Source organism: Amycolatopsis japonica (genome assembly GCF_000732925.1).
GTDB classification, from domain to species: Bacteria; Actinomycetota; Actinomycetes; order Mycobacteriales; family Pseudonocardiaceae; genus Amycolatopsis; species Amycolatopsis japonica.
In genome coordinates this window covers 4,772,987-4,787,053 of record NZ_CP008953.1, presented here as the reverse complement: position 1 = coordinate 4,787,053, position 14,067 = coordinate 4,772,987, and the positions used below count along the sequence as shown (strand labels likewise).

Sequence of the window (14,067 nt, the reverse complement as noted above, 5' to 3'; positions counted from 1 at the left end):
AAGCGACGAAAACCGTCAGCGCAATCAGATCGGTCGTATACGGATGGTGTTCACGATCGATCTGCACGCGATCATGAACACAACGCGCAATCTCGGCTGTCTTTGCCGTGTTTCCGCTGGTGATATGGTGCGTCTCGCCGTCGGAAATTCAGCAGAGGAGAAATCGCGTGGACGACGCGCTGGTCGCGGCTTTGCGCACGGACGGCCGGATGAGCGTCGCCGATCTGGCCAAACGCGTCGGGGCTTCGAGGTCGGCCGTGTCGGCCAGGCTGGAGCAACTCAAGGCCGACGGCTCGCTGAACGTGGTCGCGGCGGTCCATCCCGAGTTCCTCGGCCTGACCGCGTACGCGCATCTCGCCATCCGCACTTCGGGCCGCTCGCAGGCGACGACGGACGCGATCGCGGCCTTGCCCGCCGCGGCGTTCGTCTCCGCGGTGAGCGGGGATCACCAGACCGTCGCCGAGCTGCGCTTGCCCGACTCGCCCGAGCTCTATCGCACGGTGGCCGACATCCGCGGCCTGCCGGAGGTGGAGCAGGTCAACACCCTCGTCTACGTGGACGTGGTCAAGGGACTGTTCATGCCCGGCCGCCCGCTGCCGCCCTGGTTGCGGCTCGACGACCGCGATCTCGCGATCATGCTGCGGCTGCAGGCCGACGGGCGGGAAAGCTACGCGCGTATCGCCGAGCACGTCGGGCTGTCGCCGTCGGCCACCCGCACCCGCGTGCGCTTCCTGGTCGAACACGACGTCATCCGCATCGCGCCGGTGCTCAGCCGTGCCCGGCCGGACGCCGGTCTCGTCTGCGGGATCGGCCTGAACGTGCGGGGAGCCGGGGATTCCGTGACCGCCGCGCTCGCCGCGCGGGAAGACACCGAGTTCCTCGCCAGGACCATCGGCCGGTTCGACGTCGTCGCCACCATCGCCGCGCAGTCCGCCCGAGCCCTCGACCGGGCGCTCGAAGAGATCAGCGGCAGGCCCGACGTCGTGACCGCGGAGACGTGGGTCCACCTCCGCATCGCCAAGGAACGCTACGAGTGGCCGCTGCCGACCGCGGAGGAGCTTGCGCGGCGCTAAGCGTTGTCCAGCAAGGCTTTCCGGATCTCGGTCTTGAGCACCTTACCGATCTTGGATCGGGGGAGATCCGGCCAGACCAGGATCTCCTTCGGCGTCTTGATGCTGCCCAGCCGCTCCTTGACCGCGGCGCGGAGCTCTTGCGCCGCCGCCGTTCTCCCGGAGTGGAGCTGGACCACGGCGGTGATCTGCTCGCCCCATTTCTCGTGCGGCAGCCCGATCACGGCGCAGTCCTGCACCGCTTCGTGCGCCATGAGTGCCTGTTCGACCTCGGCCGAATAGACGTTGAAACCGCCGGTGATGATCATGTCCTTGGCGCGGTCGACGATGTAGAGGTAATGGTCGTCGTCGAGATAGCCGATGTCGCCCGTGTGATGCCAGCCGTGCGCGCTCGCCTCCGCCGTCGCGTCCGGATTCTTGTAGTAACCGAGCATCACCAGCGAACCGCGGACGACGATCTCGCCGCGTTCGCCGGGCGGGAGCAGTTCGCCGGTGTCGGACATGATCGCGACCTGGGTGAGCGGGGTGGGCTTACCGGCCGACGTGAACCGTTCCAGGGCAAGGGATCCATCGGGATGGACGTGCTCGGCGGGGGCGAGGGTGGAGACCATCATGGGGGCTTCGCTCTGCCCGAACAACTGCCCGAAGACCGGGCCGATCCGGGTGATCGCTTCGGCGAGTTTGGTGGCCGACATCGGCGCGGCGCCGTACCAAAGGCATTGCAGCGACGACAGATCGGCGGCGTCCAGCGCCGGATTGTCGAGCAGCAGGTAGATCAGTGTCGGTGGCAGGAAGGTGTGCGTGATGCGGCGGCGTTCCACCAGCGCGAGGAATTCGCCGAGGTCCGGCGAGGGCATGACGACGATCTCGCCGCCGAGAGTCAGGACCGGGAAACAGAGCACGCCCGCCGCGTGGGTCAGCGGCGCCAGCGCCAGATAACGCGGGCGGCCGGTGAACGGGTAGCTCATCAGCGTGAGCGCCGACATCGTCTCCACGTTGGTGCCGCTGAGCATCACCGCCTTGGGGTGGCCGGTGGTGCCGCCGGTGCCGACCAGCAGGACCATATCGTCCGGCGGGGTTTCCTCCCAAGGATCGGCGCTGTCGATCCAGTCGGAAAACGGGACGGCGCCGGGCATCGTGCCGTCGAGACAGACCACTGTGGACAGTTTCGGCAGGTCGGGGAGCATTCGGGAGACGAGCGGTGCGAACGACTCCTGCACCAGGAGGCAGGTGCAGTCGAACAGGTCGAGCAGTTCCCTGTTCTCGGCGGCCTCGTTGCGCGGGTTGACCGGGCACCACACGGCACCGGCCCGGCTGATCCCGAAGACACAGCCGAACGACAGGGGATCGTTCCCGGACAGGATCGCCACCTTGTCGCCCGGCTTGACACCGGACCGGGCCAGCGCCCGCCCCACCTGCCACGACAGCTTTTGGACTTCGCCGTAGCTGAGGGACGTGTCGCCCATGGTGAGGCAGGGCGCCGCCGGATCGAGTGAAGCGCCCTTGTCGAGGTAGTCGGTCAGTCGCACGCGCTCGTCCTTCCGGTCAGTCGTGGACGGTCAAGACCGGATTCGAAACCAGCCCGAAGCTTCGTAGCACGCCGAGCAGTTCGCGGTGGCCGAAAGCCTGGCACCCGGAGGCGAACCCCACGCGCTTCGGCGGCTGCTGAAGCAGCGAGTAGGCGCCGTAAGCCTGCATCAACCCGGTCTGCTTGTAGTTGCAGGTCCCGTGGATGACACAGTGCGCGCGGCCCAACGGCCCCGAGGCGTGCACCGAATCCAGCGAGGTGTTGAGCCGCTGGTTCTCCCGCGGCGGCATCTCGTCGCGCACCGCGGCGGCCTGCTCCGCCAGCACACGCATCTTCTCGTCCAGCGGCAGGTCTTTCACCTGTTCCAGGACGGCCGCGACGATCTGCGGTACCCCCTGCATGAGCGCGCGGTCGAAGACGCCGCCGACGGCCTTGACGTTGGCCACGCGCGCGTCGTTCTTGAACCAGACCGGATGCGAGGTGCCGCCCCAGGGCAGGGCAAGCCCGGTTTCGTGATGGCCGGGCACGGTGACGTCCTGCAGTCCGCCGTCGGCGGGCCAGGGTCGGTACTCGTTCTGTTCGAGGTAGTACGCGGCGGACAGCGCGGCGTTGACCAGGATGGTCTTCGTCGAAGCGACTGTGGGATAGCCCTTCCAGAACACCAGGATGTCCAAAGTGTCCAGTCCCGGTGTCTCCAGGCACAGGTTCGCCGCGATCTCGCCGGTGGTGTACATCTGCGCGATACCGGGGGAGAGCAGCAGGCCCTTCTCGGCCATCTGCGCGCCGTAGCGTTCCTCGGAGGCGATCAGCCAGTCCTGTTCGCCGGTGGTGTCGAGGTAATGCGTTCCGGTGCGCAGGCAGGCTTCGACGACCTCGTGGCCGTACTCGCTGAACGGGCCGACGGTGTTGCACACGACCTTGGCGTCGCGGAACAGTTCGGTGAGCGCTTCGACGTCGTGCGAGACCTCGACGACCTCGTGATCGATGGTGTCGAGGCCGGGAACGTGGTCGATCGCCTCCTGGATGCGGGCCTTGTCCCGGCCGGCGGCGATGAACGGGACGTTGTACTCGCGCAGGTACTCGCAGATCAGCCGTCCGGTGTAGCCGGAGGCGCCGTAGACCACGACGGGTTTGGGGCTGCTCATGGTGATTCCTTTCGGGTTCGTGCTGGTCACATGCCCATTCCGCCGTCGACCGGGAGCCCGGCGCCGGTGATGAAGCGGGCGGCGTCGGAGGCGAGGAACACGACGGCGTCGGCCATGTCCGCGACCTCGCCGAGCCGCCCGGCGGGGGTTTGCGCGACGACCGCGCCGATCGCGTCCTCGACGCTGGGGAACAGGCCGACCTCGACGACGTCCTGCGCGAGCTGATTACCCATCTGGGTGGGGACGAGGCCGGGGTAGACGCAGTTGACGCGCACGCCGTAGCCGAGTTTCCCGGCCTCCATGGCGGCGACCCTGGTGAGCCGGTCGACCGCCGATTTCGTCGCCGAATAGCCGGCGATGCCGGGGAAGGCGATGGTCGCGGCGACCGAGGCGATGTTCACGACGGCGCCACCGGCGCCCGCGGGACCGCCGGGCCGCATCGCGCGGAAGGCGTGCTTCACGCCGAGGGCAGTGCCCAGGACGTTGACGTCGAGCATCTTGCGCACGTCGGCGGGGTCGAGGTCGGCGACGAGCCCGGTGATCTCGACGCCGGCGTTGTTCACCACGATGTCCAGCCCGCCGAGTTCGCCGATGACCGCGTCGACCGCCTGCTCCCAGCTCTGTTCGTCGGTGACGTCGAGCCGGACGAAGCCCGCGTCGAGCTTGTCGGCGGTGGCGCGCCCGAGATCCTCCTGGACGTCGCCGATGACCACCGAGGCGCCCGCCTGTGCCAGCGCTTCGGCCATTCCGGCGCCCAGGCCCTGCGCGCCACCTGTGACCAGGGCTTTTCGGCCCGAAAGGTCGTACGAACCCATGGACTTCTCCTCCTTGAGACGGTCCGCGGTTGCGGTGTGGGTCACATCCTGAGCCAGTTTTGGACAGTCGTCAAGATTTTCTTGGACAGTCGTCAAGATATCCGCGAAGCTAGACTGTGGGACCCCGCGGCAGGCGCGGGCTCCCGGACCGGACAGGAACTCGTGGTGACCGAGACGAGCGAGCGGATCGCACGCCGGAGCGTGGACAAGTTCGCCCAGCGACGGGCGGAACTGGCGGAGTCCGCGCTGCAGGCGCTGTCCGAGCTGGGGTACGCGAGGACGAGCCTGCGGGAGATCGCGCAGAAGTCGAACTTCTCGCACGGGGTGCTGCACTACTACTTCACCGACAAGGTGGAACTGCTGACCTATGCGGTCCGCAAGTTCGAGGAAGTGTGCGTGACCCGCTACGACGAGGTCGTGGCCATGGCGCGTTCGGCCGAGGAACTGGAGCGGGGATTCGGCGAGGCGATGGCGGGCACGCTGCGGGCCGACGCCGTGATGCACCGGCTGTGGTACGACCTGCGGAATCAGAGCCTGTTCGAGGCCGCGTTCCGCGCCGACGTGCTCGAGATCGACACTCAACGGCAGGCGATGATCTGGCGGGTCGTAGAGCGCTATGCCGAACTCGCCGACGCTTCGCCCGTCGTGACGCAGCAGGTCGCTTACGCGGCTTTCGACGGCCTGTTCCAGCAGGCGCTGCTGCACCATCTCGCCGACGGTCTCGCCGAGGACGCCGGGTCGTTGCTCCGGCGGCTGGTCTCGTAAGTCCGTTCGATGGGCTCCTGGAGGTGGAGCCCATCGAACGGCTTGCTGCTAGTCGGTGGTGTTGATCGCCGCGCCGTCGTAGAGAAGGGTTCCGGCGCTGTCGTAGACCCGGACCTTGAGCTTTGTCATTTCCGACCGCGAGTCGGCCATCAGCCGCTCGAACTCCGCGCGGCCTTCCGTGGAAGCGGCTTCATGGGCTTCTAGCCTTTCCCGCGCGTGGCGGAGGCTGACCATGTCCACGGCTATTTCGGCGGCGAAGGTGCCGTCCACGACGTCGGCTTCGGCTACTGTGCCGTCGCTCGCGTGGAGCTCCAGTCTGGCCGCTCCGGGGGCGAGGCGTCCCAGCAGGCAGGCGGGCCGGCCGTTGTAGGCGGCCATCCAGCGCCAGACCGCGTACGGGCGTTGGTCTTGGTCTTGTTTTCGGTTTTGGGGTTGCAGGTTCAGCCACGTGCCGCGGCCGTTCTCGAGGTTGCAGATGCCGGCGGATCCGTCGTCGTTGTAGGCGAGGAGCGCGCCGAGCTCGGCCGTGGCGCCGATTCTGGCGCCGGGATGCCAGCCTTGGGTGGGTGGCAGTCGGTCGGTTGAGCCTCGTGCGGTTTTCTCCTCGATGGTCGTGCTGAGGGCTGATGCGAGCTGTGCTGCGGGTGATGTCACTGCGTGCTGTTCTCCTTTGTGTCGGTTCACTCTCGCTTCGGTTCGTGGTCGGCGCATCGGGGAGATTCCCTGAGATCCGGTGAGTGGGGCCGATGTTAGCAGAAAGCGCTTACTGGAGTTTCGGTTTGTTCTTGGAGTTCGAGTGGTCGGTGGTGACGCCGAGAACACCAGTGGTCTGCCGGGAATCCGGTGGTGACCCAATTCTTGAATCCTCCTTCGAAACTCCTTCACATTCGTACATGTGTTCGATTAATGGTATTCTTATGAGGTGTCCGAGACCTTCCTTCCCGAGTTGCCGCAGGAGCTGTGGCGCGCTGGCAAGCTGGAGCTTGCCCATGGCGTGCAGCACGCTTTGCAGGTGATCCGGATAGCGACCGCCTGTCTGGGGCGGTTTCTGGCGGAGATCGAGTCTCGGGGCGCCAAAGACTTGTACGGGCATGGCAGTACGGCGAGCTGGCTCGCGGAGATCGCGGGGTTGTCGCGGGGTGAGGCGGGTCCGATCGTGAAGCGGGCCATCGCGTTGAACCCCACCCGGGCGTTGGATGGCACGGAGGTTCCGCCGGTCGCTCCCGCGACTGCTGCGGTCGCGGCTCTGGGGTTGGTCGGGGATGAGCGGATTGATCAGATCCTGGAGATCTTGAAGAACCTTCCTGCCGAGATTTCGGCTGAGGATCGGGCGGGCGCGGAGCAGATCCTCGCCAACCTCGCCCCGAACGCCGGTCCCCGGCAGCTCGCCAAGGCCGAGGCGAACCTGCAGGACTTGCTCAACCCCGACGGCAACGAACCCAAAGATCCCGAGCCGAAGGAGCCACGCCGCGAGATCACCCTGGAGCGGCGCAAGGACGGCTTCTGGAAACTCACCGGCCTTCTCGATGACGAGACCGGCGCACGCACGGCCGCCGCCCTGGAAGCACACGCCCAGCCGCGGCCAGTGGACGAGTTCGGCCAGGCGGATCTGCGGATGAAGTGCGAGCGCATGGGAGACGCCTGGGCCGAGCTCCTCGACCTGGCGATCGCGTGCCCGGACCAGCCCGGCACCAGCGGCTACCGGACCCTCGTGCATGTCACCGTCGGACTTGAGGAACTGAAGTCGGGTCTCGGGACTGCGTGTCTCGACTTCGTGGGGACCATGTCGGCGCGGGAAGCTCGGCTAGCGGCCTGTGATTGCCTGATGGTGCCGGTCGTGATGGGTGCCTCGGGTGAGCCGCTGGATATGGGGCGCCTGAGACGGTTCGTCACCCCAGGTCAGCGACGTGCGTTGAACATTCGTGACGGTGGCTGCGCCTTCCCCGGGTGTCATCGGAAACCCAAGAATTGCCACGCTCATCATATTGAGCACTGGGCAGACGGCGGGCCGACGGATCTTCGGAATCTGGTGCTGCTGTGTGGTTTCCATCATCGGCTGATTCACCACGGTGACTGGGAAGTACGCGTGGCGGCCGATGGGCTACCGGAGTTCATTCCACCCCAGTACAGGGACCCACTCCGAAAACCTCGGCGTAACACCCTGCACCACGTCTGAACCCGAGGAGCCCGTCGGCCACGCCGGCGACGGGCCCTTCGTCATGCCCGCAGGCGGCGAAGCATCACTCGTGACACCCATGAATAAGACGTCAGCACCTAGAATGGGGTCATGCAAGGTGGTCAGGTGCCGCTCTGGACACCACTGGCAGTGGCGCTGTTGGGGATCATCGGCGTGGTCGCGGGCCAGTTCGTCAATGCTCATCGTGAAGATCGGCGCTGGCGCCGAGAGCAAGCCCGGGAAGACGTGCGTTGGGCCCGGGAACGGCGGCGGTGGACCGAGGAGCGTGAACTCGAGACCGAGCGATACTGGCGTGATCAACGTCTTCGGATCTACACGGCCTTTCTCGCCGCGATCTCGAACTTGCGGGTGGAAATGAGATACGCCGGCGACAAGCTTCGAGACGGTGCCGAACTCGACCGAGCACGGCGTGAGCGCCTTCTCGACCTCGCCGCGACTGCCAGAGACCTCTACGCGCCGTTGGGTGTCGTAGGTCCCGCCGATGTCCGTGACCAGGCCACAGAGCTGATTCGCGTATTCGCGGAGAGCCTCTCCTGTCTCCTGGACGGGCACTCGGTGGACACCGCGCCCCTGCTCGGTCTGGTGCGAGCGTTCGCCGGGACCACCAGACAAGTCCTCGGTACCGAACCGGAAGACCTCACTGGCCACGCAACAGAACGATCCGAGTCCTCCTGACCGACACCGCCGCACTGGGCTCGGTCCCAGACTTGCCTGCGCTGCGCACTGCAGAGGAGGAGACAAGCGCCCCCAGTCCGCTCATAAACGGTTAAAAGCCCCATACGTTCGACGGGATACACCGGGAGTGGGTGCCCATATCGTCGGAGGCCGACCGCGACCCGGTGAGGAGCCTCGGATGAAACTCGTGCGGATGATGGGGTTGGCCGTGCTGACGGCCTCCGCGTTGGTGTTGTCGATGACCGCGGCGTCCGCGCACGATCCGGAGACGGCGGAGGGACAGGCGGCGGCCCGGACCTTCATGGCCGACCACGTCCCGGCCGAGCGGCATGCCGTCACGGGCACCGCGGCGGGGGTTCCGTGTGTCAACGGCAAGGCCGACAAATACCCGTGCAAGAACGTCGACCTGCTCAGCGTGCTGCCCCTCTCCGGTCTCGGCGGCGGCAACGGCAACGACATCTGGGGCTGGACCGATCCGTCGTCCGGCAAGGAATACGCCATCGTCGGGCGGACCAACGGCACCGCGTTCGTCGACCTGAGCGTCCCGACCTCGCCGAAGTTCCTCGGCAACCTGCCCTCCAACGGCGGCAGCAGTTCGTGGCGGGACATGAAGGTGTACAAGAACCACGCGTTCATCGTGGCCGACTTCATCACCGGGCACGGGATGCAGGTGTTCGACCTGACCAGGCTGCGCACCGTCACGACACCGCAGACCTTCACGGCCGACGCGCTGTACAAGGAATTCGGTCCCGCGCACAACATCGCGATCAACGAGGAGACCGGTTTCGCCTACGCGATCGGCTCCAACACCTGCAGCGGCGGGCCGCACATCGTCAACATCCAGAACCCGAAGGCCCCGGCCAAGGCTGGCTGCGTTTCCCAGGACGGCTACACCCACGACACCCAGTGCGTCGTCTACCGCGGACCGGACACGGCGTACACGGGCAAGGAAATCTGCTTCAACGCCAACGAGGACACGCTGACCATCGTCGATGTCACCGACAAGGCCAGGCCGATCCAGATCTCGCGCAAGGGCTACTCGGGCGCGCAGTACTCGCACCAGGGCTGGCTGACCGGCGATCAGCGCTACTTCCTGCTCGACGACGAACTGGACGAGTCGCGCGGCACCGACAAGCGCACCAAGACCTACGTCTGGGACCTGGCCAAGCTGTCCGCCCCCGTGCACACCGGCGTCTACAGTTCGCCCGCCACCGCCATCGACCACAACCAGTACATCAAGGGCCAGTACTCCTACCAGGCGAACTACCAGGCCGGTCTGCGCATCCTGGACGTCAGCGGGGTCGCTTCGGCGAAGTTGTCCGAGGTCGGCTACTTCGACATCTACCCGGCGGGCAACGCGGCGAACTTCAACGGGGCGTGGAGCAACTACCCGTACTTCTCCAGCGGCATCGTCATCGTCAACGGTATCGAGCAGGGCCTGGTCGTGGTGAAGCCGAACCTCGGCGGCAAGTGACCGGGGGCAAGGCGTGCGCAAACCCCGGCTCACGGATTGGTTGTTCCTCGCGCTGGCCTTGGTGATCGGCACGGCCGCGGTCTTCGTGGCCCTCCGGCCGGCACCGGGCTCCGCGCATTCGGCTCACCGGCAACAGCCTGTGGTGACGGCGGATCTGCTTCAGGCCGCCCACAGCGACGGGCTGTCGGAGGCGGAAAGCGGCTACCGGTTCGAGCGGGTCACCATTCCCGCCGTGCGGGGTCCCGAGGTACCGGTCGCGTTCCGGATCCTCGGGCCCGACGGGCGGCCGGTGACCCGGTTCCTGGACAACCAGACCAAGCAGATGCACTTCTTCGCCGTGCGCGACGACATGAACGTCTTCCAGCACGTGCATCCGAGGCTGGACGGGGACACCTGGCACACGAACCTCGAGCTGACCGACGGCGGCGCCTACCGGATGTTCGCCGAGTTCGTGCCGCTCGACACGAAGGATCCGAAGCATCCGGTGGTGCTCGGTGTCCCGTTCACCGTGCCCGGTGACACCACCTTCGTGCCGGTGCCCGCTCCGGCGGGCGACACCGTGACGGCCACGGGATACCGGGTGACGCGGGTCGACGGGGCGGCCCGGATCCCGTCGATGCGGGCGCAGGTCCTCCGGTTCGCCCTCCGCGGCCCGGACGGCGCGCTCCTCACCGCGGTCGACCCGCATCTGGGTGCCAACGGCCATATGACCGGATTCCACAGCATGCTGCTGTCGGCCACGCATCTGCATCCGGTCCAGCCGCTCGGTGTGGCGCTGGCCGGCGGCGAGCTGACCTTCAACTCCCTGTTCTCGGAACGCGGGGAGTACCGGCTGTTCCTCGAGTTCTCCCACGGCGGGCGGGTGCACACGGCCGCGATCACGGTCGCGGTGGACTGACCGGGACCACCTCCGCGATCTTCGGTGCCGCGCCTCCCGGTGACCAGAGGAGCCGGACCTTGTCGGTCGTGACGCCGTCGGCAGGCAGTTCCGTGTAGCCGCCCGACATCCGGCCGATCGTCCGCCAGCCGCCCGCCGAATCCGCGACCTGGACGTCGGCGCCCGCACCGGCGTCCGCCGCCAGGACGACGACCTTGCTCAGCGGTTTCGGCGCGACGCCGGTGACGACGAGCGCGTCGCCCGCCATCGGCGCCGACGCCGCCGCGTACAGCGAATCGGCGTTGTTGTCCGCCGCCGCGGCCAGGTTCGACCCCGCCGGGGTGCCGGTGACGGTGTACTTCGGACTGTCCGGTGTGGACACGGTGAACTCGCGGACCACGACCCAGAAGGTCTGGGCGCCGGTCGTGCGGATGCGGACATACCGCGCCTCGGCGCCCTCGGGGAGATCGGCCGAGATCACCGGCTCGGTGACCGTCTTCACGGTCGTCCACTGGGTGCCGTCGGTGGAATATTCGAGGACGCCGGCGTGGACGTAGTCGTCCGGGCTGGTCGGCTTCCCCATCAGGATGTCCACATGGGACACCCGCTGCGCGGAGCCGAGGTCGACCCCGATGGTGGCGCCGATCCGGGGTGCCCAGTCGCTCCAGTAGTAGGTCTCGGGGTCGCCGTCGACCATCCGGGCGGGGACGTTGTCGGTGTAGGTGCCGAGCGACGTCGTCGGCCGCGGCCGGATCCCGGGCAGGCCGAACCAGCGGTCGGCCGTGGCCAGCGCGCTGTCGAGGAACGGCACGCAGACTCCCGTGCAGGTGCTCGGGTTGCGCGGGCCCCGCGAGGTCGGGACGCGGATCGCCTGCGCCTGCTTGAGCGCGGAGACGAGCTCGCCGCGTTCCGCCCAGGCCTTCGCGCCGTCGCCGTCGACCTGGGCCAGCAGCATCCGCACCGCGTGCCTGCCGGCCTGACCGTAGAGCCCGACCTGGTCGAGCCACGGTCCGACCTCCGCGAGGAACTTCGGATTCGACGCCATGCCGCGCCGCAGATCTTCGGGATCGGAGGCCATCGACGTCAGGTAGCGATCCAGTTTCGCGGCCGCCTCCCACGGATCCTTCTTCTCCAGCGCGGCCCAGAAGGCGGCCAGCAGCGGCCGCAGCACCGGTGAATCCAGATCGGGTTTCCCGGTTTCGAGGCGGACGAGCAGACTCGAATAGTTGTTCTCCGCGAACACCTTCAGCGCGGGGGCGGCCGGTCCGCCGAGGTCGGCGATGGCGGCGAGCCACGACTTGTCGGGGTCGTACCGGTCCGGGTTCCACAGGAAGTCGCCGGAGGTGAACTCGGCGATCTTGGACGCCTCGGCCTGCACCATCGGGTTCGCGGTGATCCCGGAGAGGTACTTCGCGACGCCGGGCTCGCGGCCGATGTACGGGCCGAGCAGCAGACGTTCGGTGATGTAGTCGTTGACCGGGTAGTTGTCCCAGATCAGGATGTCGTGCCCGAAGACCTCTTTCGCCTGCCGGGCCTGCTTTTCGGTGATCTGCCCGGCGATCACGCCGACGCCGGTCCACTCGACGATCACCGCCTTGTCGAGCTGGGTGCGCAGCGCGGTCTTGTACGGCGAGTCGGCGAGGTCGTAGTACTCGGTCGGGACGGTCTGCAGCCGCTCGACACCGGGGTGCGTCGCGATGAAGTCCTGCTGAACGCGGTTGAGCAGGAACGACTGTGCCGCGCCCGCGGCCGCGCCACCGGTGCCGAACTTCGCGGCGTCGGCGTCGCAGTTCCAGCGGGTGTAGGAGATGTCGTCGAGCGGGATGGCGAACGACCGCACGCCGATGTCCCACAGCGACTGGAACTTCGTGACCAGTGCGGTCTTGTCGGCGTCGGAGGAGTAGCACACGGAAAGGCCGGGGGAGAGGGCGTAGGTGAACTCGACGTGGTTCGCGTCGGCGCGGCTCACCAGCTGCGAGAGCAGGGCGAGCTGTTCCGGCGGGTACTGGTCGCGCCAGCGGGCGCGCAGGAACGGGTCGTCCTTGGGCGAGTAGACGTACATGTTCTGTTTGGTGCGGCCGTAGAAGTCCAGCTGTGCCAGCCGGTCGGCGTGCGACCACGGCGCGCCGTAGAAGCCCTCGATCACTCCGCGCAGCGGGGCCGCTGGCCAGTCACGGATGCCGAACGCGCCGCTCGTGCCGGAAGCGAACAGCTGCCGGAACGACTGCGCCGCGTAGAACGTCCCCGAAGTGTCCACACCGGACAGTGCGATCACGCCGCGGTCGGCGGCGAGGACGTAGCCGCCGGGGGCCAGACCTTCCGGACCTTTGAGGCGGAGCGCCGCGAGAGCCAGTGCGGTCGCCCTGCTTTCGGTGGGGCCGCCGACGAAGACGACGAGGCCGCCGTTTCCGCGTTCCCGGTCGACGGCGACCTGATCGTTGTCGGTGACCTTGACGATCGTGCTCGCGCCCGCCGCGCGGAGAACCTGGTCCACGACGGCGAGCGCGGACGGATCGGTGGCCGCTCCGACGACTTCGACGACGGTGCGCGGGATGGTCACCTGCCCCGCTAGTGGCGTCACTTGCTGGGGTGTCGGCCATACCTGGGCCAGGGGAGGGGCGGGAGCCGCGCTCGCCGGTGCGGGGACGGCCACCGCCACCGCGGTCACGAGCAGCGTCACCGGAATGAGTCGGAATACCCATCGGAAGGACATCGGCGGCCCCCAAATCGTCGATCAACGACGTTCTGTGAGCAAGCAAACACCCGATGCGATGACCTGGGCTAGGTCGGTCCGGGTGATTTTCCGACCGGACCGATGGCTACTCGGTCAAGGCGGCGGCGGTCAGGGTGAGATGCCGGGTCAGCGCCTCGGCCGCCGCGTCGGCGTCGCGCGCGAGCGCCGTCTCCTCCAGCAGGCGGTGTTCGGCGAGGTGATCGCGGCCGGGAGCGCGGTGCGCCGCCCAGCGGCGGGCCAGTTCGCTCGCGGTCCACATCCGGTCGAACGTCTCCAGCAGGACGGGGTTCCCGCAGCCGTCGAGCAGGGTGCGGTGGAAGACGCGATGGGCTTCCGACCACGCGGCGCTGAGGTATTCGCCTTCTTCGGGAACGAACGGCGGCGTCCGGCTCAGCCGGTGATGGGCGGCGCGGACGCGGGCCTCCCAGTCGAGGTCGCCGCGTTCGACGGAGAGGCGCAGGACGAGCGGCTCGATGGTCCGGCGGGCTTCCGTGATCTCCTGCCAGCGCCGATCGGAGAAGGCGGGGACGGCGAAGCCGCGGTTGGGGAGCCGGTCGGCGAGGCCGTCGCCGACCACGCGGACGAGTGCCTCCCGGACGACCGCCAGGCTCACGCCGTGTTCCTTGGCGAGGTCCTGCGGTTTGAGCGCGGCGCCGGGGGCGTGGTCGCCGCGCATGATCGCGTCCCGCAGGCGGGTGTACACCTGCTCGGAGAGCATCTGCTTGTCCGGTGAAGCCATCTTCGGAGCATAGACGAACGGGCAGATAATCGATTATTTATGTTATGG

12 protein-coding genes are annotated in these 14,067 nt (G+C 67.6%); 6 read left to right on the top strand and 6 right to left on the bottom strand.

Going from position 1 to position 14,067, the window contains the following annotated elements:
- The first annotated feature begins 167 nt into the window (after positions 1-167).
- A complete protein-coding gene (locus AJAP_RS22140) occupies positions 168-1,073 on the top strand; it encodes an Lrp/AsnC family transcriptional regulator (RefSeq protein ID WP_038514898.1) in 906 nt (301 codons plus the stop codon).
- Here AJAP_RS22140 and AJAP_RS22135 read toward each other — a convergent pair.
- From AJAP_RS22135 to AJAP_RS22125, 3 genes are read right to left on the bottom strand one after another with little or no spacing between them, the layout of a single operon-like run.
- Positions 1,070-2,599 (bottom strand): AMP-binding protein, encoded by a 1,530-nt coding sequence (locus AJAP_RS22135; RefSeq protein ID WP_038514896.1) that lies wholly within the window; start codon positions 2,597-2,599, stop codon positions 1,070-1,072. The genes AJAP_RS22140 and AJAP_RS22135 overlap by 4 nt on opposite strands.
- Before the next feature lie 16 nt (positions 2,600-2,615).
- Complete coding sequence (locus AJAP_RS22130; RefSeq protein ID WP_038523611.1) at positions 2,616-3,743, bottom strand: DUF5938 domain-containing protein; 1,128 nt, start codon at positions 3,741-3,743, stop codon at positions 2,616-2,618.
- Between the two features lie 26 nt (positions 3,744-3,769).
- Entirely contained in the window at positions 3,770-4,558 is a 789-nt protein-coding gene (locus tag AJAP_RS22125) for an SDR family NAD(P)-dependent oxidoreductase (protein ID WP_038523608.1), read from the bottom strand.
- A gap of 165 nt (positions 4,559-4,723) precedes the next feature.
- On the opposite strand from AJAP_RS22125, the gene AJAP_RS22120 reads away from it, so the two are divergent.
- Positions 4,724-5,323 carry a TetR/AcrR family transcriptional regulator gene (locus AJAP_RS22120; RefSeq protein WP_038514893.1) on the top strand — a complete coding sequence of 200 codons (600 nt, stop codon included), beginning with the start codon at positions 4,724-4,726 and terminating at the stop codon, positions 5,321-5,323.
- Positions 5,324-5,371: 48 nt separating this feature from the next.
- On the opposite strand, the gene AJAP_RS22115 is transcribed toward AJAP_RS22120, so the two are convergent.
- On the bottom strand, positions 5,372-5,977 hold the full coding sequence (locus tag AJAP_RS22115) for a hypothetical protein (RefSeq protein ID WP_038514890.1): 606 nt from the start codon (positions 5,975-5,977) through the stop codon (positions 5,372-5,374).
- Between the two features lie 268 nt (positions 5,978-6,245).
- Here AJAP_RS22115 and AJAP_RS22110 point away from each other — a divergent pair, with 268 nt between their 5' ends.
- The 4 genes from AJAP_RS22110 to AJAP_RS22095 all read left to right on the top strand — a co-directional run bounded on the left by AJAP_RS22110 (position 6,246) and on the right by AJAP_RS22095 (position 10,567).
- Entirely contained in the window at positions 6,246-7,499 is a 1,254-nt protein-coding gene (locus tag AJAP_RS22110; protein WP_038514888.1) for an HNH endonuclease signature motif containing protein, read from the top strand.
- Between the two features lie 111 nt (positions 7,500-7,610).
- Complete coding sequence (locus AJAP_RS22105; RefSeq protein ID WP_148311545.1) at positions 7,611-8,195, top strand: hypothetical protein; 585 nt, start codon at positions 7,611-7,613, stop codon at positions 8,193-8,195.
- Positions 8,196-8,373: 178 nt separating this feature from the next.
- Positions 8,374-9,669 (top strand): choice-of-anchor B family protein, encoded by a 1,296-nt coding sequence (locus AJAP_RS22100; protein WP_038514883.1) that lies wholly within the window; start codon positions 8,374-8,376, stop codon positions 9,667-9,669.
- 13 nt (positions 9,670-9,682) lie between these two features.
- The gene (locus tag AJAP_RS22095) at positions 9,683-10,567 is read left to right on the top strand and encodes a hypothetical protein (protein ID WP_038514880.1); all 885 of its coding nucleotides are present in this window, start codon (positions 9,683-9,685) and stop codon (positions 10,565-10,567) included.
- Here the strand turns inward: AJAP_RS22095 and AJAP_RS22090 are convergent.
- Positions 10,548-13,226, bottom strand: a complete 2,679-nt coding sequence (locus tag AJAP_RS22090) for a beta-N-acetylglucosaminidase domain-containing protein (RefSeq protein WP_228694548.1) — start codon at positions 13,224-13,226, stop codon at positions 10,548-10,550. The two genes, AJAP_RS22095 and AJAP_RS22090, sit on opposite strands and share 20 nt — an antisense overlap.
- Before the next feature lie 139 nt (positions 13,227-13,365).
- Positions 13,366-13,998, bottom strand: a complete 633-nt coding sequence (locus AJAP_RS22085; RefSeq protein WP_202965590.1) for a GntR family transcriptional regulator — start codon at positions 13,996-13,998, stop codon at positions 13,366-13,368.
- Positions 13,999-14,067: the final 69 nt, after the last annotated feature.